Source organism: Dyadobacter sp. SG02, assembly GCF_900109045.1.
GTDB lineage: Bacteria > Bacteroidota > Bacteroidia > Cytophagales > Spirosomataceae > Dyadobacter.
In genome coordinates this window covers 215,488-237,024 of record NZ_FNYL01000001.1, presented here as the reverse complement: position 1 = coordinate 237,024, position 21,537 = coordinate 215,488, and the positions used below count along the sequence as shown (strand labels likewise).

The 21,537-nt window shown below is 50.4% G+C and carries 18 protein-coding genes; all 18 read left to right on the top strand.

Annotation, left to right across the window (positions count from 1 at the left end):
* Positions 1–71: 71 nt before the first annotated feature.
* The 18 genes from BMW93_RS00965 (at position 72) to BMW93_RS00880 (ending at position 21,509) form a co-directional block, all read left to right on the top strand.
* Positions 72–380: a hypothetical protein gene (locus BMW93_RS00965; RefSeq protein WP_090373326.1), complete on the top strand. Its 309-nt coding sequence runs from the start codon at positions 72–74 to the stop codon at positions 378–380.
* Positions 377–1,708, top strand: coding sequence for a hypothetical protein (locus BMW93_RS00960; protein ID WP_090373325.1), 1,332 nt, complete (start codon positions 377–379; stop codon positions 1,706–1,708). The genes BMW93_RS00965 and BMW93_RS00960 overlap by 4 nt, the downstream gene beginning before the upstream one ends.
* A 12-nt stretch (positions 1,709–1,720) precedes the next feature.
* Positions 1,721–2,659: a DUF6712 family protein gene (locus BMW93_RS00955; RefSeq protein ID WP_143061556.1), complete on the top strand. Its 939-nt coding sequence runs from the start codon at positions 1,721–1,723 to the stop codon at positions 2,657–2,659.
* Positions 2,660–2,665: 6 nt separating this feature from the next.
* The gene (locus tag BMW93_RS00950; protein ID WP_090373323.1) at positions 2,666–3,508 is read left to right on the top strand and encodes a hypothetical protein; all 843 of its coding nucleotides are present in this window, start codon (positions 2,666–2,668) and stop codon (positions 3,506–3,508) included.
* Positions 3,509–3,510: 2 nt separating this feature from the next.
* On the top strand, positions 3,511–4,026 hold the full coding sequence (locus BMW93_RS00945) for a hypothetical protein (RefSeq protein WP_090373322.1): 516 nt from the start codon (positions 3,511–3,513) through the stop codon (positions 4,024–4,026).
* A gap of 83 nt (positions 4,027–4,109) precedes the next feature.
* Entirely contained in the window at positions 4,110–8,120 is a 4,011-nt protein-coding gene (locus BMW93_RS00940; RefSeq protein WP_090373321.1) for a hypothetical protein, read from the top strand.
* Between the two features lie 3 nt (positions 8,121–8,123).
* A complete protein-coding gene (locus BMW93_RS00935) occupies positions 8,124–9,599 on the top strand; it encodes a hypothetical protein (protein WP_090373320.1) in 1,476 nt (491 codons plus the stop codon).
* Positions 9,599–9,913, top strand: coding sequence for an MW1434 family type I TA system toxin (locus tag BMW93_RS00930; RefSeq protein WP_090373319.1), 315 nt, complete (start codon positions 9,599–9,601; stop codon positions 9,911–9,913). The genes BMW93_RS00935 and BMW93_RS00930 overlap by 1 nt, the downstream gene beginning before the upstream one ends.
* Positions 9,914–9,928: 15 nt before the next feature.
* Positions 9,929–10,459 (top strand): hypothetical protein, encoded by a 531-nt coding sequence (locus BMW93_RS00925; protein ID WP_090373318.1) that lies wholly within the window; start codon positions 9,929–9,931, stop codon positions 10,457–10,459.
* Positions 10,459–10,833 carry a hypothetical protein gene (locus tag BMW93_RS00920; protein ID WP_090373317.1) on the top strand — a complete coding sequence of 125 codons (375 nt, stop codon included), beginning with the start codon at positions 10,459–10,461 and terminating at the stop codon, positions 10,831–10,833. Before BMW93_RS00925 ends, BMW93_RS00920 begins: the two co-directional genes overlap by 1 nt.
* Positions 10,830–11,234 carry a hypothetical protein gene (locus tag BMW93_RS00915; RefSeq protein WP_090373316.1) on the top strand — a complete coding sequence of 135 codons (405 nt, stop codon included), beginning with the start codon at positions 10,830–10,832 and terminating at the stop codon, positions 11,232–11,234. Before BMW93_RS00920 ends, BMW93_RS00915 begins: the two co-directional genes overlap by 4 nt.
* Positions 11,234–14,539 (top strand): hypothetical protein, encoded by a 3,306-nt coding sequence (locus tag BMW93_RS00910; protein ID WP_090373315.1) that lies wholly within the window; start codon positions 11,234–11,236, stop codon positions 14,537–14,539. Before BMW93_RS00915 ends, BMW93_RS00910 begins: the two co-directional genes overlap by 1 nt.
* An 82-nt stretch (positions 14,540–14,621) precedes the next feature.
* The gene (locus tag BMW93_RS00905) at positions 14,622–14,936 is read left to right on the top strand and encodes a hypothetical protein (protein WP_090373314.1); all 315 of its coding nucleotides are present in this window, start codon (positions 14,622–14,624) and stop codon (positions 14,934–14,936) included.
* Positions 14,908–15,195 carry a hypothetical protein gene (locus BMW93_RS00900; RefSeq protein WP_090373313.1) on the top strand — a complete coding sequence of 96 codons (288 nt, stop codon included), beginning with the start codon at positions 14,908–14,910 and terminating at the stop codon, positions 15,193–15,195. The genes BMW93_RS00905 and BMW93_RS00900 overlap by 29 nt, the downstream gene beginning before the upstream one ends.
* Entirely contained in the window at positions 15,180–15,650 is a 471-nt protein-coding gene (locus BMW93_RS00895; RefSeq protein ID WP_090373312.1) for a DUF5675 family protein, read from the top strand. Before BMW93_RS00900 ends, BMW93_RS00895 begins: the two co-directional genes overlap by 16 nt.
* 11 nt (positions 15,651–15,661) lie before the next feature.
* Positions 15,662–17,725: a hypothetical protein gene (locus BMW93_RS00890; protein ID WP_090373311.1), complete on the top strand. Its 2,064-nt coding sequence runs from the start codon at positions 15,662–15,664 to the stop codon at positions 17,723–17,725.
* Positions 17,722–18,189, top strand: a complete 468-nt coding sequence (locus BMW93_RS00885; RefSeq protein ID WP_090373310.1) for a hypothetical protein — start codon at positions 17,722–17,724, stop codon at positions 18,187–18,189. The genes BMW93_RS00890 and BMW93_RS00885 overlap by 4 nt, the downstream gene beginning before the upstream one ends.
* 119 nt (positions 18,190–18,308) lie before the next feature.
* A complete protein-coding gene (locus BMW93_RS00880) occupies positions 18,309–21,509 on the top strand; it encodes a phage tail tape measure protein (protein ID WP_218147647.1) in 3,201 nt (1,066 codons plus the stop codon).
* Positions 21,510–21,537 lie beyond the last annotated feature (28 nt).

The window sequence follows — 21,537 nt, the reverse complement described above, 5'->3', positions numbered from 1 at the left end:
GCATTTTTCAGGCAATTCTGACCAAATGTGTCCCATTGGCTGGGGAATTCGGCCATTAACTTCGGGCAATTATGATTCCAATTACACTAATTGATGCTTTGAAGATCCTGGACCAGTCGGTCATCGGCGACCGTCCTAAGCCCTTCGAGCTCGTTTTCACAACGGGTGATGCGAAACGGGGAACCGGTGGAGAGCGGATCGTTTTCGACCGCGCTGTGCTGGTTACCAAGCGGCGGACGTCCGCGGTGGCAAGCATCGACGGGAAGAAACGAAGCCGGGATAAACGCTACCCGGTACTGATAAAAAACCTGTCGAGCCATGAGATCCGGCGGGTGAATGTCCAACTGATCGAAAGGATCAATGGCCATATTGTGCTATGAAGGTAATATTCCCAGATTCCAATACTGCGCTGCTTGCGGAAGGCAAAGCGGTTGTCAGTTTCGGTCAGCCTGGTGCGTCTCCGACCCAGCCGATCGTCAAGGACAGTATCATTGTCCAGACCCAGGACATTGTTCCCTGGGGCAGCGCTAACAATTTTCCGCAAGAAATCCTGAAACGGGCGCGAAAATCCACAATAATACCTACGGCTTTAAATTGGAAGGCGAACCTTCTCAGTACGCCGGTCGTGCCGTTCAATATCGAGTATGACGATGACGGGAAGGAAAAGCCGCAGTACGTGCGGGATCCTGAAATATTGGAGTTTATTAACAACCGTCATTTCAGGCGGTATCTGAGCGAGACGGCCAATGATATATTCTGGTTCCTGAATACGTTTCCTGAGCTGATCATTTCGAAGGACCGCAAGAAAATCACCCACATCCATCCAAACGAGGCGGCGTATTGCCGGATCGGTGTGCAGAATAAGCAGGGTGTTTCAGAGTTTACCTATGTGAACGCAAACTGGCCCTGGGCATCGTCGACCGATGCAGAGACAACCAAAATCCGGACGCTGGATCCTTACCAATATGATCTGGTAGGATGGGCCCGTGATCAGCATTCGGATGTTTTCAAGTTCATCTTCCCGAGCAGTTATCCGACGCCGGGCAATACTTTCTATCAACTCGCTCACTGGGACGGTATCCGTACTTCTGGATGGCTGGACGTTTTGGAGAAAGTGCCCGTTTTGAAAAAAGCACTGTTCGACAACCAGATGGTGATCAAGTACCACATTAAAATACCACGCGAGTACTGGGCAAATGAGTTTGGCGATCAATGGAGCAAGGCGACTGCCGACCAGCGCGACGAGATCCGCAAAAACAAAATGACAGAAATCAATCGCCGGTTGGTCGGTGCGGAAAATGCGGGGATCGCTCTGGCGACAGAATTTGGTATTTCGGCTATCGACGGTAAAACCATCGAAGGATGGGTAATCGAGGCGCTGCCGGACAAATTGAAAGATGGTTCATATCTGGCTGACAACATGGAGGCGACCGCCCACCTTATGTACGCACTCGGCATTGACCCGACCCTTTTCGGGTTTGCCAGCAAGGAACAGGGCGCGCGCAGCGGTGGTTCAGACAAACGCGAGGCGCTGCTGATTTATCTGTCGCAGCTGCAAGCATACAGGAACGTTCTTTATGAACCGCTCGATTTTGTGGCAGAATACAACGGATGGAAGAAGAAGTACCCAATGCTTCAATTCCGGAGCCAGCAAACACTTCTTACAACACTGGACACCGGCGCAGATGCGAAAAAGGTGGCCGCGTAACCAGTCATGATTATGTTGATAGCGAGCATTGAAGATTTTAAAAAATACGTCCCGGTAGGAAGGGATCTTGATATAACCTCGATCGAGCCATCGATCAGGAAGGCGGGAGATCGTTTTATACTCCCAATGATCGGGGAAGTGCTCTATGAGGCAATTTGCGATGAGTATTCGAAGGGTACCTTGGATGGTGCCCACAAAAAACTTCATGATTTGATCTGCGCGGCAGTCGCACCCCTGGCAGTCTGGAATTACGCCCAGGCAGGCGGGGTACAGATCGATGATTCTGGCATTTACAAGGGGAAGAATGAGCAGCGCTGGAATCTGGGCGAAGGCGAGCAGCGTAAGCTCGAACAAGTGTATTTCAGCGATGGCATGGATGCGGTGGACAGAATGCTCAACTACCTGCATAAAAACCTGCAAGACTTTCCGGATTATGCCACCTCCGAGGAATTTCTTGCTGAGCGGCACAGCCTGGTGCCATCGGCCGCGACGCTCGAAACGATTCACACACTTGTTTATCCGCGGGTAACTTTCCGGACGATGCGTGAGGCGCTTCGCTATTTCGAAAATCGCCGGATTAAACCAGTCATGCAGGACTACTACGAGAATTTGCTTGCAAAGATGGACGCCGATTTGGAGCCTGTTGACAAGACCGCGCGGGACCTGGCGCGGGAAGCGCTGATCTACCTGGCCACGGCCCGGGCGCTGATCACGCAAACGGTCAGGATCACCGGTGAAGGCATCGAGGTGCTTGTCAGCAAATATATGGTAAGTACTGCCGAAAATTCACGGATAGAAGCAGCTGCCCGCGAGTTTGAGAAAAGCGGCGAGTCTGCGTTGCAGGCATTGGTCAGTTTCCTCGATAAAGAACAGCCAACCGGGTACCAGGCGGCAGTAATCAGCCCAAGATCTGGCAAGTGTCCGGACAAAGGAGGTATCGCATTTTTCTAATCCACTATGATCCCAGTTCAACTAAATTTCTCTGACGGGCCGCAGAAAAAGTTCCTTTTACCCACGGGTTTCGAAGAGCTTACCGAAGAGCAGTATGTCAAAAGTTTTGCGGTGATGAAGCGCGCGGAAGTAGAGCCTTCCTGTCAATGGATGCTTCTACCACTGTTAATGAAAATCAGCATTAACGACCTTCGGGAGCTTAACGGTGTTCAGCGGGTGCAGCTGCTCGCCCGGCTCGAATTTCTATACGATTTGGACAAATTGCCAGGAAAGCAAATGGTGAAAAGGGTGTATGCACCGACAAGCCACTTCGGCGCGATTTCACTCTACGGGCCTGGCGATTTGTTGAAGCACCTGACATTCGGAGAATTTCTGGCTGTCGAATCGAAGCTCGATCGGTATTATTCGAACAACGACCTGCTCGCGCTCGACCAGCTCTGCGGCATTCTCTATCGGAAGAGCTCCACGAGCCGGAAAAAATATTCAGACAGGCGGATTCCATTCGAAGAAGGGTTAGTCGAGAGTTACGGCAAGCTATTCGCGAAAGTGGGGCCCAATATGAAGGTTGCGCTGTTGATGAACTACGATGGGGCCAAACGTCAGTTCCGGAGAATATACAAGAACGTGTTTCCAGCTGATATCCAAGTCTCTCAATCTGCTGAGAAGCAGAAGCCCCGCGGTTCGTCATCAATGTCCTGGTTGAATACCCTGGTTAATATGGCTCATCAGGATGTAAACAAAATGGCTCAGATCGAAAAGACGTCACTGCATACTGTATTGAAAGTCCTGGATGAAATGGTCAAGCGCAATCAGGAAATGAAAAATGAAGCTTTAAAACATCGCCATTAAAGATGAACGCTTACCCGGATTTCAAAGGATTTTTTAAGGATGTAGCTCAAAAGCTCACATTGTTAGGGCGAGAGCCGGGAAAGGTGAACTTGTTTTTCATCGAGGATCCGGAAACTGTAACCGTGCTACTTGGTGCAATCCGGAACAAGTTGACTCTCCCTTGCCTTGCCGTGGAAATGTATGACGAAGACAAGGAAAACGGAGACGCACAGTTCCGTGTACTGACTTCGGCTTTTATCGTTCTGGATCAGGCAAAAAAGCCAGCGCAGGGTGCCACCGATATAGAAGCTGCTATTTACGAACGGTGTAAACCGGCAGCTGATCAGATATTTGCGAAAATGAAGCAGCTCTCCGACAGGATGCAGCTGGTGGTGGACGGAAAGAAGGTGAACCTGGTAGGGGATAATGCAGGCAATTGGGTGGGGCCCATCGTCAACGATCTGTACGGATGGCGAGTGGAATTTAAATGGCGATTTGCTGGCGGTGTTTGCCTGGATCCGTCAGCATGGGACGAGTAGGGCGTTAGAGTGATTTAACTAACACACTTTAACGCCGATCTCTGTCCTACCGAAGCGGTGCCCGTGCCGATAATTTTGGAGCCATGGGAATTATTGTTACAGCTCCGGAACAAGTCGGTTTTTCTAAGGATGATATTCGGTGGAAGTTCGAAGACGAACGCGCCGGCATTATTCCAGGTATCCCAGGGGAGTTTACTTTTGCTGTTAGCGATAATCTCCCGGAAGGATCCATGGCAATCCTGCGTTGGGGAGATAACGAGCTTCGGTTCACCGCGACCAATACCCCTTCGGAATACGGCTCTGTATTTCCGCCTTATCCAGTCTACGAGGCCAGCACCCACGAAGCCTACATTAAAAGCCTTGCTCCCTACTTTCAGGGTAATGCCTTTTTGGATCGCGATTTTATTATTGAGCCGGTCGGCATTACTTTATTCGGCGTGACAATTTGGGTTCTCAAATTCACGGCCAGGGAAGCGGGTAGCCAATACAATCTTGCCAAGACAGAATTTGCGGGTGGTGGCGTTGGAACGCTGGTGCTGGGTACTGACGCCAGCACGGTTCCCAATAATAGCGTGTACGTTGAGATTTGGATGCAGGATCCGACGGAAACCATCTTTCAGAAAAAGTATTTCGCAACACACCTGTTTGATGCCAATGGCGTAGCTGAATTCGATGTTGCCTCAGTACTTCATAGTAATCTGGCGTCGGAAATTCCTGACATGCTGCTCCCGATCGCCGAGCGTTGCAAGCAGAGCCGCCGCAAATACTTCCTCAGATATGCGCTGTACGGCGGTCAAAATCCGTCCGTCGGGACATTGCAGCAGACTGCTGAACACGTCGTCCTGCTGGGAGGATTTGCGCAGTGGAAGAGCGGTCCGCAGAGTGTGATCGAAACTTTCAAAATGTCAGAGAGCCAATCGCGGATTTTTAAGCTTCGGAAGGGTGTTCGGGTCGTGCGTATGGACGAGCCCGTTTTTGCGACGTGGGTCAACTTCGGACCTGCTGATCGGACTATCGTCGCTATGGCCACACTGACATTTGCCGATGGATCGCAGCAAACCACCAACACGCAGGTGATATCGGGAGTCGGCCAATACGAAAAACTCATTTTCGGGGTCGGTTTTAAACAGTTAAGCCTGGATATCCTACACGGACAAGGGAAGTACGTCCAGGAATACACCGTTGAGATCCGCGATAATCTGGGCGTCGTCTCAGATGCTTACCGAATGGTTGTCGATTACAAGCACCTTGAATATGTGCGCTATTTCGCGCATGTAAACAGCTACGGTGCCATCGAAACATTGATGACCAGCGGCAAGGGTTCATCCAACTGGAAAGTCTTCAAGGAAACGGCACAGAAGGTCATGCCTTACAGATTTCAGTCGACGGAGGCACAGTTCGTCGACTGGAACAATACATACCAGGACAACCAGGAGGTTGCCACCGGCTGGTTGCGTCAAAAGGATCTTCCCTTATGGCTCGACCTGTTTATCAGCGGGCTGAAATACCGGGTGATAAATGGCAGTCCCTACGCCATTCAGATCAAAAGCGATACGATCCAAAAAGGATCTGACGGAGATAACCAGTTCGGGTTCTCGTTTGAGTATCAGTTTGCCCGGATCTTCGATGCAGTGAACGAAGAGCTGCTTGAAGGCGAGGATTCGGCAGACATAATTCCGCCGAATGTGGTCCTGGCGGGATCAGCTTCTAGTGGCGCCGGTGGTGGCGGGCAATTGCCGACGTCTGGCCCGCCAAACTTTTACGTAGATCCTTACCCGATCAAAGGAAGCCGCAATGCCGTCAGCAGCGACGGCGTTAACCGCATCCTCGAACTTTTTCAAAAGAAAATTCAGCCCGGAAGTCCCGACCAATACTTAAACGGTGAATTGCAGCCCCGAAACCTCAGACAATCAGTCAATGCTGTCGAGAGTGACCCGACTGTGCCCAGCTACGCAAAAACCTTAACCGGTTTGGAAAAGATTGTTGAAGGACTCTATCAAATGAGCCCTGGATTGAATGCCATGCGCTTCAATGGCGAGCTGGCAGAGTGGTATATGAAGCGAATGGCGCATCCAGCATTCGACAGAACCCCGCCGGTGATCGTCGAAAAAGGAAAGGCGTTTGAAAAGTATCTGGACCTGACGAAGTATAAGACCTCCTATCATCCCAACGAAGAATTAGACGTGGAAATCGTTTTAAATACCCTCAAACTTTCAGGGGTGAATATCACAGCCAATGAGCTGATGATAACCTTGAAAGGCACGCTTACCGAAGAGCTAGCAGAGAATGAGAATGTCCTGCTGATCATCCGTGATCAGTTCAGAAATCAAACTTCGGTCGCCTTGCGTCTTCAAACATTGGATCAGCCCGAAGAGCCGGAAAATCCAGATAACCGCCCGGTATGCGCAAAAGGCCCTTTTCACTACGAGCCAACTGCAATAGTTATTACGAACAATGGCGAATTCGTGTGCCCGTTCGACGCCTCGGGAGTTGACCCAATAGAATGGGTTATTGCTACCACGCAGAACGCATCCGGGCCGTTGCGAACTGGCCAATCACCCGCTTTGGGAGGTCCTTTCTTCAAAGCGACATTTCCGGCCCTGCCAGGTGGTGAATACTGGATTGGTATCCGCGGTGTGCTTTGTAAAAGCAACTGGGCATGGCGTAAGCTGGTTCTGCCTGTTGATACCACTCTTCAATTTGCGGAAGGCTACCCAAAGCACGTTAGTCAAGGATCCGACAGCAAGTTCTTGACAAAAATGACTCTGTCCGGATCATTTCTAACAGAGGTGCTGAATCTGAACACCAACGTAAAGGTGTACTCTCAAACGCATGACTACGTGGCCGATTCCACGGAGATCCCCATTCTAAAAACTGGCGGATGGCCGGAAGCAAATTATCGCGTATCGGTTGGAACCGCTTCGGCAACTGTCAAGGTTGGAAATCCTCCGTCAGCACCGAGCCACGTCTTTAAATTGGTTGCCGGTTGGGATGGGGATCAGATAGCCGATTTGTCGGCCGCGGCATACGATGGTCCCGTTCCGTCGACTGGTTTTAACGGATATTTTAAGGCAGACGAAACCGGGGCGACCTTCCGATTTTACCGGTTGAAGCTTGAAAAGGAAGTTGCAGGGAATTTTGTTTTGGTTACCGCGGCCGGCGGCGCCGGTGTTGCGGGAGCACCGTCCAATATAGTACCTGTGATGCGGTTATTCTCTTCGCCCGGTGTCGATTCTCGTTCGGTGATGTTCCAGGGGGCTAGTTTGAACACTCGGGGAAAACTGCGCATTACCTTGGCACTCCACAGCGGAGTAACCGAAGACAGCCCGATCGTAAAGACCTACCAACAGACGGTTCAATTCAACGAGCTGAAAGTTCTCGGTGGCTGGGGGAATACAGTTTCACCTGGTGCTCGTATAGTGCCATCAGTTGGCGGGGTAAAATACAACGGCGTCAACGTGGTCAACAACAACGTGTGGGCTGAGCCGTGGGCGTCGTATCCCTCGGGAGTTCCAAAGTTGCAGTTTAGTCTGGATAAAGTTAGCTGGTATCCAACCAGCGCGTTTTTTGACGGTTTTGGTGGGGCGACAGAGAGCTGTGTGCTACTGCTTAATACATCGGCATACAGTGCTGTCGATCTTTTCCCGCCAGGCAGCAAAAAAACGGTTTACCTGCGCGATGGGATGAATCATGACCTGATTTCAGATGGCTACGTGATCAATCAATCCGGGGCTGTGGGTGGCGATGTTACGCCCAAAACCTACGCCAAAGGTTACTGGATGCATGTGAAAATGAAAAAGGAGGTCACGCCGACCGAGGTGCTCTTCACTGACGAAAGCACGGATTCACCTCAATCCGGCTACATCTACTGGTACATTTTCAATACTGAGATTATCAAGACGATGACCCCGCTCAGTAACTACCCCTACCCCAAAGGAAAGCCTTGGGGGATTTTTAAAGCGATGGTCCAGGTAGGCTATAATGGCACATTACAGCCATGGAACGGCGAGCCTGGTTCCAATGAAGCCCTGGCAGCTTCATTCCCTCACGGGGTATCAATTGCATTCGATTGTGGTGTTCAAAATAAGAAGTGAGTTATGGCAGTAGAGATAGAATTTGTTCAGGAAGTTCCTGACGAGTACGATGCGCTTACCCAGATGTGTCAGTGGGCGGATATCCTCCCGGATATTGTACTTCCGCCGGGTAAGATGTGGCACATGAGCAAGGGAGCTTACACGGTCGAGCAGCTATTGCAAAAGGGATACACTCACGTATCAAAGTTTGATTTGCAGGAAGTTTCTCCCAGCAGACAAGCCCAAATATCAGCCCAGGGAAAGGCTTACAACGACCCGATGGGTAACCTGACGATGGCGCAGTTCAATTTGTCGGGAAACCCTGCCCCGGCCAACTGGGTACCTTTGGGCAACAGCTGGCCAAATATCTGGAATGCGAACATTTTTCCCACAGTCCCCGGGCAAACCGAGCCGATGACCTACCAGCAAGGTTATGACAAGGGGTTGTTGTTTACCGATTTTTACAACGCCGTCATTTTTGAGAATGCCGAGCAGGAGCATGCTATTTCTCCGCACTGGGCATTCCGGAGAGCATATTATGATGCACTTATACCGAGAATGATAGCCAAATATGGGCCGAATTTCTTTTTGGCTGATAACTATTATTCGGGCGTTGGCGCCCGGCCAGATTGGTTAACCAGAGCCGAAGCTAAGCAGCGGTTGCGCGACTCTCCCAATACGTGGCCTGGAAATCCTATGCTTCCTGGGGGAACTATGGAAAAGACCACTACCTCATGCTATGGCGGGTACTATAAGGAACCAGACACTTTATATCTGCACGGCTATGCGATCCCATATAGTGGGCTTCTAAACAGGAAATTGGGCAAGTTCATGGTAGGCTTTATTCAATCCTTTCACGAATGGCGCCCCAACAACTTCTACGATATCGTATATCCGGAAGGCGATTTGATGTTCAAAACCAAGATACCGATCAATCCGGTGTTCCTGATTTCGCAGGCCGTGTTGTTTTTCATCTATGGTAACGGAGTTATCGGTTACGGCTACGACAGCAAGCGATTTGATAAAAAGGTGGTCCGTCAGTATGCGGAAGGTGCGCTGTATTTCAAAAATGGCAACCCGAACAACGTAAGCCTGGATGAGTTCCCGTACTGGACGCCGGAGGCAGGAGGGTACTATTATCCGTACAATGGTTCAGCTGATATGACCGCTTTTGGCGTGCATATGTATGCCAATACGTGGGCGCTCACCGAAGGCGGCACAGAGTACTACTGCGATTTCCGGATTGATGGTGGCTCCTGGATTACTGCGAGTAATGCGGAAGCCGATGATATTGTTGACGCTTGTCACGACCGCCGCGGCTGGGTTCTCGTGCGGATTAAGGGAACAACCATGAGCGTGATGTACATGAACCCGTGCGCTGATAACGCCAGCCATACGCTCGAATTTAGGCATCCGCTGACGTCATCGGTGACTTTTACTGGCACCGCGGCCACGCCGATCATTCACGTTTGCAATGTCAACCTTTCTTCACTTCCATAATGAAAACTGAAAATCTAAACTGGTTCGATGGGCTTTACCACGTCCGCGCCGGCCAATTCATCACTCGCGATGGTTGGAACAATCCTGAAAAGAAGGTGTATCTGGATATCGACGGCGATGGTATTCCTGACACTGTCCCGGTGGACTCCGATCGCGCGGTGGCCATGAGTAATAATTACGGCATGAAGCTCGATGCAAACTCGCTCAATTTCTTGCAGTGCATCTACCTGGTTGAGCCTGGGCAAGATCCCCAAAAAGCCTATCACCCCATTCAGGCGGATTTTATCGCCACCGATTGGCGTGTCATTCCCTAATCCAATCTATTAGCCATGAAAAAGTTTTTTGTGTACCTGTTACTGGCCGTGCTCAGCTTCCTGAGCAGCTACGGCCTTTTTGCCTGTCGCAGTTTTAAAAAAAGCAGAGCTTCCGCCGACAGTACAGTCACGCGCAGCGTCGAGCAAAAACAAGCCTGGCAAGGTGAAAGCATCCAAGAGCTCGTCATCGAGACGGATGATCTTTCACTTATACAATCCGGTGCGCCACTGTCTCCCATATTGGACATAGCTCCGCATGCGACGGTCGGCATTTTGGAAAAGCTCGGGTTTATCCAAGTCGACAGTAATCAGGTCAAGACCCGTCCTCCTAATAAGATGAAAGGGTCGGCCCGGGTGACATTTCGTAAAGTGATCCGTGGATCCTCCCAGCAATCCAACCAACTAAGGGAGCAGAAGGACGTAAGTACAGCCCAAAATGAAAAGGAGCGACAGTCGAATGTGACGGGCTTGCTTTTGATCGGTGGGCTGTCGCTTGTCGTGATCATTGCTATTATCATCTTGTTCAAATTCAATCATCCAGACTAATGGCAGTTTCATTGAGCGGCCCGGCATTGGGCCTTGATACCTCCGTCTACCGTGGTGACACAATGGAGCGTTACATCCAGATCAAACGTAACGGGGTTGAAGAGCAGCTTTCCGACCATCAATTTCGAATGCAAATCCGGTCCAACTTGGTGGTGATCGTAGAGCTGACGACCGCCGCCAATGGCGGAATTACCTTCGAGCAGACACCTGGTGGTGTGCTGGTGCTGGCTATCGATGCTGCGAAAATGTCGACGCTAAACCCTGGCGTCTATCAATACGACATGCAGCAGACCTATGCCGTCACAGGGAAGGTCAAAACGCGTTTTCGCGGAAACTTCACAATTACGGACGATGTAACCAAACCACAATCATGAGCGTGACCGTATTTACCAAGGATGATGAAGACGTAATAGAAATTACGATGTCAGTTATCCCCTTCACCGGTACAAGTAAGAAAGTTTATTGGGGCTGGATGAGCACTCCGGACATGCTTGTCGAAGCGCAAATTGTCGTACTGCAAGGCGCTTCCACGGTTTTGTCTGGTGCAAAAGTTATTGCTGATTTTCGGACAGGCAATGCTGCGCCTATGTACCTGTTTATGGCAGAGCGTGAAACTGAACCTATCAAAACGGTCTGGTACGCGACAGCAGACGACAGCGGGGCAATTGGTCCGGATCAGGTATTCTCGGTCATCGGCGTGGTAAATGGTTGGCGAGTGTACCGGTCAAAAACAAAAACTTATTTCACGACAACAACTGAATTCAGACTATCATAATGAAGGAGATTCATCAAGGATTTCGCTTGCTCGGCGACGAGCCCGAATTTGCTTTCGAATGGCAACCCAGTGGTGCTCCATGGCCTTCCGTGGCAGCAGCTCACAATGGTGCGGATATGGCGTTCCTACGGCAGGGACGCCGGCGCTATATTGATCAAGGTGATGGGAAAGGCATCATTGAGTACTGGTATAAAGGTGGGATTCAACTTGCCAACCTGGTGCCCAGATACCCGAATCTCGATAGCGAAACCTCGTATCTAGCCGAGCTCACCGCCCTCAGAGACGAAACGGAGGAAATTGCGAACGATGCTCGCGAGATTGTTACGACCGGTGCGATCTACAAAGGCTTTTGGGATCCGGTCAACAACGTGCCGAACCTGACGACTGTCGGCCCTGCTGGAACCTGGTACGAAATCGGAGCCACGTTTACGCGTAATCTCGGTGGCGGCGCCATTAACTGGGTAAAAGGGAATAAAATCATTTCGAAAGGGACGGTTTGGGAACAAACAGAAATGGGCGCGATTCCCAAAGACGGCGCTGTTTCTAACCTGAAATTGGGCGATGATGTTGCGTGGAAGAATTATCCCTGGCTACCAAATTCGATTAGCCCAGACGGGGCAATTATTCGCGCGGCGATTTCGGATATCCAGCTTTACGGTGCCGATCAGGCAAAGACCTACCTGATCGGTATTATAGCCAAAAAATTCGGTGGCTCGACAGAATTCGTCGTTCGTATACATGAATACGTAACACCAGGTGCGTGGCCGGTTATCTACGATTTCACAAAGTCAAATTATGTGCCTTCCTCATTCCCGGAACGTATCGAGCTAAGAGGAACAGGACAGCGCGTGGCATACGTCACTATTGATTGGAGCTTGATCCCTGACGGTTTCAACCCCGTAGGCCTTGCCGTTGGACATACCGGGATCTCCAAGATGTGCTACAAGTCTGCCACCGACAACAAACGCTTCATGACCAGTCAAATCGCCGATCTGCAAACAGTAAAATCTTCAACCGAGCAAAAGGTACTTGCATCAAAGGAAAGCCTTGTTTTAGAAAATACCGTGACCAAAACGATATCACATGCGCTGATATCGGCGGTTCGGATAGGTTTCGTTCAGACAGAGCTTAATTTCAACACATTCAAATTCCCAGGGCACAACCTGACGCATGCCAGTGCGAAAAATGCATTTTGTGTGATCCGGACTTTGAATGGAGAAAAGGAATCCAGGACCGTCGAATTCGATAAGCGGACAAGTGAATATTCGTTTACGCTTAGCCGAACCTACTCGCTGATGGAAGGTGTCTTTATCACGTGGGGTTACTGTGACGAATTGGGTAAAACCTTTATTCCAGGTGTTCCCGTCCTTTGGGCGGCTGGCAACGTTGATCCAAACCAGTCGACGGCTCAAATCAGTGTATTGACCAATGTTCGTGATATTTTCGAATCACCAGGGGACCTTGCTCAACCTGGCTGGAATTGTACAAATTATCGCCTCCTGATGTCTACCGACGTGGTCGTAGGCCCATTGGTGGCGCCAAGTGATGTATCGAAAGCGATCACTGAAAACAATAAAAATTTTCCGGCGCTCCGAGTAACCGACAGTTCTCGAATCGAATCCAAAGAACTCACGCCGGTGTATAATCAGGCTGTTGTCAGGGATATCGGCAGCACAAATTTTGCAGCGATCATTTTGGTGTTGGCTTCCGTCGCGAACAAATTTGACACGTTCTCATTTCCTGGCCACAACTTTTCTAATGTGCGGGCAAAATATGCTTTTTGTTTGGTCGATGACGGTACGACGAAAGAGCTACAACGGATTAGATTTGATAAGCGGGTCACAAATTATGATTTCGTGTTGCCCAAACTTTACGATCAGAGCAAAGCGAGCATCAAAATTACATTCGGGTATTGTGACGAGAGTAATCAAACATTCTCGCCTTTTCCTGTCACGCTGATGTGGAGCAAGGACGTGGCCGATGCAAACCTGTTGACCCGTATCAGGTATATACCGCAAAACCTGTCGATCGACGTGGCCGGCACGCTTGCAGAATCGGCCGCATTTAAAACAAGCGCATATACGCTTTCGACTTCATCTAAAATCGTCCAGAGGGTAGCAGACATTGCCCCAACAATTCCGAAGTTGGTGTTGCCGTCGAAATTTTACCCGCTCGCCGACTCCAAATACTGGTTCTATCACGACACGATAATCAAGTATTTTGAGGTTTATGATAAGCTGCCTTACGGGCTCTCGATGGTTTCGCGCCTGGTTTCTAATGGGCTGACTACAAACAATGTCTCATGGGGTAAGGACTTCGGGCAGGTTTTGGGAACAGGGGCCGCAACAAACTTGACTGTACAGATTTGTGATTATCTGCACCGCGATGCTACCGGAGCGCCGCTGGTTGTCAATGAACAAGTGATCGGTATCACGCCGAAAGCAAAACCGGCCGGGAAAACGGTGAACGTGCTTTTCATTATGGATAGCCTGGGCAACTCTGATTGGGAAGGAGTCGGGTACATTCAACAGGTAATGACGATGGCGGCGGCAGGCGGAAATACCATCATTTCAAAAGGCACGCGTCCGACCACCTATAAGTACCCTGCGAACACCGGCGCTACTGTATATGCGGAAGCCTTTGGGTCGTGGACAGAGCAAATATTTACGACCAGGTTTGTACCGGACGGTCAAAGGGCGCCTGTCGGTGATGTAGAGAAGCCGACTTTGCATTGCCCGTTCATGTTCTCGCCTGATAATACGCTGGCCAACGCATCATTCAGTTTCAGCCAGTATATGTCAACGTACAACATCGGGCAACTTGACGTTGTCTGCATACTATTGGGGACCAACCCTGTAAGTCCGGCTACAAACACTGGATTGTCTACGCAGATTATGATCGACTCGATCAGGCAATATAGCGCCACATTACCTGTGATCGTCGGTACTGTGCCGCCGGGATCCAGCAGCCGGATGAACATCGACACTGAACTCGATCAAGTCCGCAAGCTGGAACAATCCGAGCTGCTAATTAGCAGGTTTGACAAGCGGGATGCGGAGAAAATATTTGTCGCGCCGCGTCACATGCCGATTCACAGGCTGTACGGGCTTCGCAATGTCATGCGTGACATTACTGCTTTCCCGCTTGAAAACAAGGAGGAAGTTGTACTATACAATGGGGCAACTCCTACAACTTACACAGAGAAGAAGCAGCAGCTATTCCTGACGGATATCCATCATTCTGCACAGGGGATCAAGACTGATGCGCAGTTGATCCTTGATCATATTCTTTACCATGCGCCGTAGGCAGCCTATCAAAGCAGGCTAGTCTGTCCTACGGCTCAGCCGCTCTCAAATCCCAAATTGCACGTCGTAAACCCAGCAGACGATGACAATTTGGGATATTTTTTTTCCACAGGCCCGGGGAATTTGTATGGCAGCTTTTATCGGTACGGTAGTGCTTTTGCTGAACGGCAAGAAAAAGAACCGCACGGCCATCTTCACGATCGTGCTGGCTAACTACCTGACCGCGGTCTACCTGACCGCTTTGGTTGCTGAGTTTTCCAACCTCAAAAGTCTGGAAGGGATTGCCTTCGCGATCGGCGTAGGCGGTTTCAAGTTTATTGAGCGCATAACCAATGAAATCCTTAACCGAATTAACAAACCCCAAGACAATGGAAAATCTGATGATTCACCTGAGTAATGGAATGAACGCACTATTCCTGGTCGGCATTCTGGTGGCCAGCTTGTTCAGGCTGACCGATGGCGCCCGCGAATACTTCGTCGAGCGGATCTCGCTTGTGCTGATCATGATCGGGGCTTTCTTCATGCTGCTGAAAGCGGCGCGTCCGTCCGGGACCAGCTTTGAAGTTCTTTTTCTGAACTCAGGGCTATTCATGTGGATCTGCACGCAGACTTATTCAAGGTATTTAAACCAGTGGAATAGATGGATATCCAAGTAATCAGACGTTGGAAGAGCGAAACTGCAACTATTAGCGAAGTCACCGTCGACGGGAAATTTCAATGTTATTTCCTGGAAGATATTGACCGCGGGATTGACCAATCAATGCCGTTGGAACAGGTGCGTGCTTTGAAAGTAAAGGCAGCAACGGCTATTCCTACGGGGCGCTATCCGGTATCGATCACTTATTCGCCAGCCTTCAAAAGGATGCTGCCGCTAATCTCACAGGTGCCTGGTTTCGACGGCATCCGGATCCATTCAGGAAATACCTCGCTGCATACCGAAGGATGCCCTTTAACAGGTAAAGCCTTTGATTTGATCGGGCGCGACTATCAAATTAGGGGCGGCACTAGTCGGCCGGCTTTCGATGAGCTGTACACAAAGATCCAGGCTGCTTTGAAAACAGGGGCCTCGGTATTCATCACTATCAAGCGGGACTTTGAAGAAGCCGCCTAATCTCGGACCATATGCTCGAAATACGTAATTCCGAAGGGAAGGTTCTTGAACTGCCGGAAGATCAGACAATAACGATCGAAATCAACAGCACCATTTTTGATGCCGACGAAGCTCTTCGCGGCTCGTATTCCTATCCATTTACATTTGGGCTGAGTCCGAATAATTGCCTGTTTATCGGCAACAGTCATTTGCCTGAAAGTCCTATATCAACTGATTTGAAAGTGTCGGTCCGGTCTGAGCCATTTCATTTTAATGCCCTGCTCACTTTTACTACTTCGGGAAACAAGGCCGATGCCGCTTTATTGATTGATCTTGGCGAGCTTGCTGATCAGATCCGGAATGTGCCCGTCCGGGAATTTGTTACCGAGCGGATCTTTATCGGTACCGACGAAACGGCGAATGTAGCCACAATGCGAAAGATGGCGGTAGCGCCTCCGAACCGCTACCCCTGCGTTTTTCCTCCGTTCCATAATTCGGAAATGGTCGAAGCAGAGTTTAAGCCAAACGCCAACTACAAGGCGCCGACAATCGTAAATGTCTGCTATCCTGGTACGCCCGAACCAGTCTATTCAAATACACTTCTGGGCACTGGCGATCGGCTGCTGACGCCTTTCATATATGTCGGTTGGCTGATCACCTATATCTGTACCAAACTAGGGTTTGCTGCATCAGGGACGTTCTTTTCTGACCCTGTTCTTAGCCGGCTTGTCATCTATAATACGCAGACGGTTCCAGGCCTTTCGGTCGACACTGGCGGGTATACGGTCGAAATCGGCAGGCACTTGGGGGATTATAGCATATCGGAATTTTTCAAAGCGTTGCGCACATATGTCGGGCTGAGTATCGATTTTAATCTCACTTCCCGAAAGGCCATTTTCAATACTTACAAGTCCATGGCCTCGTCCAATGCTTATACAGATATCTCGGAAATGATTGTTCCGGAGACTTACGGCATTGACAAGTCGGCGGGGAAGGGCTACAATATCAAGGTGTTTTCGGACGGTTCCGACAAGTACGTCCGCTACCATCCCTTCCCGTTCGACTCGAAGGAAATCCAACCGAAGGAGCTAAAATCCTCATTCTCTTTTACAGTCGGCACAAAGCAGACAGATATGGGACTTTCGATCGGTACCGTACGGATGGACAGTTTCAAAAGCACGAATGATACGTCTGCGGCTGGTCCTGAATGGTTGATACCTGCCGCTCAGCAGCCCGGTAACCTGGCGGATCCTTACTTTGAGAAATCAGCAAACTATTCACCTTATGTCGACGCAAATGATCCGGACGCAATTCCGCCGGCGAAAAACGAATGGGCGCTGCGACTTCTGGTTTATTGGGGCTTGAAGGAAGACACTGCCGGCAATTTTTATCCTTATGCGAGCAGCGTATCCTACGATGCCAAGTACAGGATCTTCGGCGAATTGTCTCTGCAACCTGGTGAGCCGGACGACATATGGAACAGATACCAGAAGTTCTATTTTGAGTTTCTGGCATCCTCAAAAAAAGTAACCACCCTTGCCAGGCTCAGCCTTTCAAAGCTCGGAGAAGTTAGCCCCAGTGTTCCAGTTGGGTTTAAGCTTTCTAACCAGGTTTTGGGCAAGTATATTCTTGAAAAGCTGAGCTACCGGCTATCTGCGTCGGAAGGTTACGTTTTGGCAGAATTCGAAGGTCGGCAGCTGGTGCCCAAACTTTTTAAGCCGTCCGGAGCGTACGACCCGAAATTGATCAATAGTTGGGTTCAACTCGCGATTGAGAACAGGGTTACCGAGGATGCTAACGAAAATGGTAGCATCCGGAACAGCTATGCCGATATCGTCGCCTACGTCTGGAAGGACGGGCTTTTTACTGAGCCCGAAAACACTCAAAGCTTATTGATAGAGTATGTCAAAAAGGTTGATGATTACGACGTCAACGGTATCCCGCATAAAACGACGACAAAATTGTCCAGCTACATCTCAGGTCACCGCACCGTAGTTGAGTCGCGCGTATTGCACCTGGTAGCCGGGAATCCCCGCGGGCTGATTAAGTGGACAACCTGGGCAATGTTAGATGGGGAAGGGTACCGCACGCGATGAACTACAAGGATCTTGATATCAACGCCCGGATAAATCTGAAAGGGACTTATGAACAGTTCCTCCGGATCTCGGTAAGCAAATTCCGCAGGGAGCTTGACAAAAAGGTGTACGGCCGGAGAATGAGCAGGAAAGGCGCCGAGCGTTCCCGTACGCTGTACAAGGAGTGGGATACTAAACTTTCGATGGGCGCCGGCGGTTTGGATACTCTCAAAATTGATTTCCCGATGCATGGGCGATTCATAGATATGGGCGTTGGCCGCGGCGTGAATATGAATGCAGCTCTGCTCAGGAAACGATTCCGGGTCCACAAACCTGATGTGCCCCGCAAACCAATCAAATGGTATTCCAGGCGCAAAACTGCCGAAGAAAAGAAACTGTCAGAAGTTCTGGCCAAACAATACGGAATCGGGCTGGTCAAGCTCTCCGAATCCCTTCTTAATAACACAGTGACCATCAAATTATAGCCATGGGAAAAGTAAATGAAAAAGCGGTCATTGAGCTGATCATTAATGGCGAGCGCGCGAAAACATCCATCAAGGAAGTTCGCACGACGATGATCGGGCTGGAACGTCAGCTGTCTAACATGAAACGGGAAGATGACCCTGCCGGATTCGATAAAATGGTCAAGGACCTGGCCAAAGTTCGGAAAGCTCATAGCTCGATGGTAAACGAGATGCGTGGCGGCGAAGGATCTCTATTCAAATTTAAAGGTACGTGGAAGGAGATCGCAATGGGCTTTGTCGGCGGATCTCTTCTCGATCAGGGCTTATCTCTGGCCAAACAAGGTATTATATCGCTTGTCACGAATGCAGCAAAGCTTTCTGATGAGTTGGCCGATGTTTCCAAGCAAACAGGGATCACTGGAAAGGATTTGATGGAACTTAATTCGGCGCTGGGTGCGCTGGACACGCGGACACCAGTATCTGAGCTGCGTGAGTTGGCGGCAGTGGCCGGTAAGCTGGGGTATGATACCAAGGACGAAGTGCTTGCATTCGTCAAAGCGGCCGATATGTTGAACGTCGCGCTGGGTGAGGACCTGGGCGGCAATGCGGAAGAAGCGCTCAACGATATCGGTAAGCTTGTGTCCATTTTTGGGCTCGAGCAGGAATTCGGCATTGAGAAATCAATGCTTAAAGTTGGCTCAGCCATCAATACCGTCGGCGCCAGCAGCCAGGCTAACGAGGGATACCTGGTCAACTGGGCAAAGCGTTTCGCGGGGATTGCTCCTAATGCCGGCATCAGCATCGCCGACACCATGGGTATGGCCGCTGCGGCCGATATCCTCGGTCAGAGCGCCGAGCTTTCGGCGACCAACATCGGGAAAATGGTCATCGCTATGGGTAAGGACGTGCCGTACTTTGCCAAGGTGGCCGGCATGGAAGTCTCCAAATTTTCGCAGCTGCTCAAAACCGATGGTAACGAAGCGTTCCTGCGTGTACTGGAAGGGGCTAAAAGCAGCACTCAGGGCGTTGAAGGCCTCGCGAAAATGCTGGAAACGCTGGGCATCGAAGGTAGTGAAGGCGCGGCGGTACTTGGTGCTTTTGCCAAAAACACGGAGCTGGTCCGTAAGCAACAAGATATCGCTAACGCTGCCTTCGAAAAAGGCACTTCGGTTATCGACGAGTTCAACGTCAAAAACCAGAATACTGCCGCCATCCTGGATAAGATCCAGAAGAAATTGTCAACCTGGTGGGAAGAAACGTCCGCCGGTATTGCGCCATTCGTCGAACTGTTCGGAAAATGGGCCGGCGTGGTTTCTGAGCTCGACCTTCAATTGAAGGAGCTGGAAGCGCAGCAGGAGAAAGTCGCCGCGGTGGAAGCTAAATTCCCTGCGCTACTTTCACGTTATGACGAGCTGAAATCGAAAACGAACCTATCAACCAAGGAGCAGCAGGAGCTTCAAAAAATAGTTAATGCGATCGCGGACGAAGTTCCGGAAGCGGCCACCTCATTCGATAAGTACGGCAATGCAATGGATATCAGCCGGGACAAGGCCGCACAGTTCATAGCCAACCAGCGTTCATTGCTCGAAACCATGCGGCAAACCAGGCGCGAGATGCTTAAAGAGGAAGTAGCCGATCTGGACCGTCGAGCCAAAGTATTAGAATGGGAGCTCAACCAAAAGAAGAAATTCATCGTCAACAGTGGCGGTCAGCTGGTTGAGCAGAATTTCACCAAAGAGGATTTTGATCAGCGCAGAAAGGAAGCGAAGCGGCTCAACGATGAAATCATACAGCGCCGGCGAGATCTTGCGGGCCTGGAAGGTATTGACGATATCGAAACCAGGCGTAAGCGCCGGGATCCGTCGCGTGGTAAAATGAAACTGGCCGGGGCGATTGGGGCGCCTGAGACACCGGCCACGCCTTACAGTGGTCCGACAAAAGACCAGGCAAAATCCGCTCGCGAGGAAGCCAAAAAATTGAACGACGAGCTTCTGAAAGAGCAGCAGCAGCACACCGTCGCGATGATGGGGGAGCAAGAAAAGGAGCTCCAACAGGCGCAGTTTAAGTATGATGGGCTGCGTAAGCGCGCTGGTAAAAACGCTTCGGAAATCGCCAAAATTAACGAGCTGCATAACCAAGAGGTCGGGATCATCAGCCAGAAGTACAATAAGAAGCACCTGGCCGACTTCGACAAAACCATGCGCCGGCAGCTGGACGTCATTAATACCCAGTCGAAGGAAGAGAACCAGGCCGAACAAAAGCACCAGGATGAAATTGCGAAGCGTCAGGATGAGCAGCTATTCGAAATAAATCATCACTACGAGCAAGAAATTGCCGCCGCCAAAGCGCGCGGTGAATCGATCGTCGAGATTGAAAAGCGTTGGCATAAGGAAATCGACGATCTGAAAGCAGAGCGGGCGAAAAAGGCAACAGACACCCTGCTCGAAGGTGTAGTCGATAATTACCGCAGCGAGCTGGCCATGGCCGAAGAAAACGGCACCAGCAAAGAACAGATCGTGCGGGATCATTTGGAAAGGCTCCGGACGCTTCGTCAGGATTATGGTGATCTGGAAATCGATCAGCAAAAACGCATCAACTCTGAGATCGCTAAGGCCGATCGGGAAATGCTTGCGATAAAGCTCGACCAGATCAATAAAACCGGTGAAGCAATGCAGACCGGCGGCCAGGTGATTTCCGATATACTTACTCTCACTGCTGGAAACCAGAACGAGTATGCCGAATTCCAGAAGGCGCTCGCCTTGTTTCAAATAGCCGTTGATACCGGTACTGCAATAGCTTCTGCTGTTGCGACTGGAACAAAGGGAGATCCTTATACCGTTGCGCTCCGGATCGCCGCGGCTGTTGCCGCAGTTACGGCGGGAATGGTTAAGGCTAAGGCAGTGATCGATTCGTCGAAGCAGCCTGATACCCCAGCATTTCGCGCTACTGGTGGTCCGACCGATTTTGACAACATCCAGATTGACCGTGGCGCCGCTCCGGCGGGGTGGGTAAATAGCCCGACGCTATTCTCACTTGGGAAACGGAGCTACGTCGCAGGCGAGGACGGTAGGGAGTACGTGATCAGCGAACCAATGCTGCGTAACCCTGTTGTGGCCGACTTTGCAAATATGTTGGAAGCGATGCGGCAAAACCGATATTATGCCGCTGGGGGAGATACGGGAATGCAGCCAGGCGGTGGCCCGATGATGCCAGATCCCCAGCTAGCCGAAACGAATCGGCTATTAAGAGAGATAGCGCGAAAGCCGGCGGGTATCAATTACAATATCTTTGAGAAGTACGAAACTCTGTTGAATGACACCAGGGCGCGGGCAAGTGCATAAGAAAAGGGCTGGATATTCCAGCCCTTTT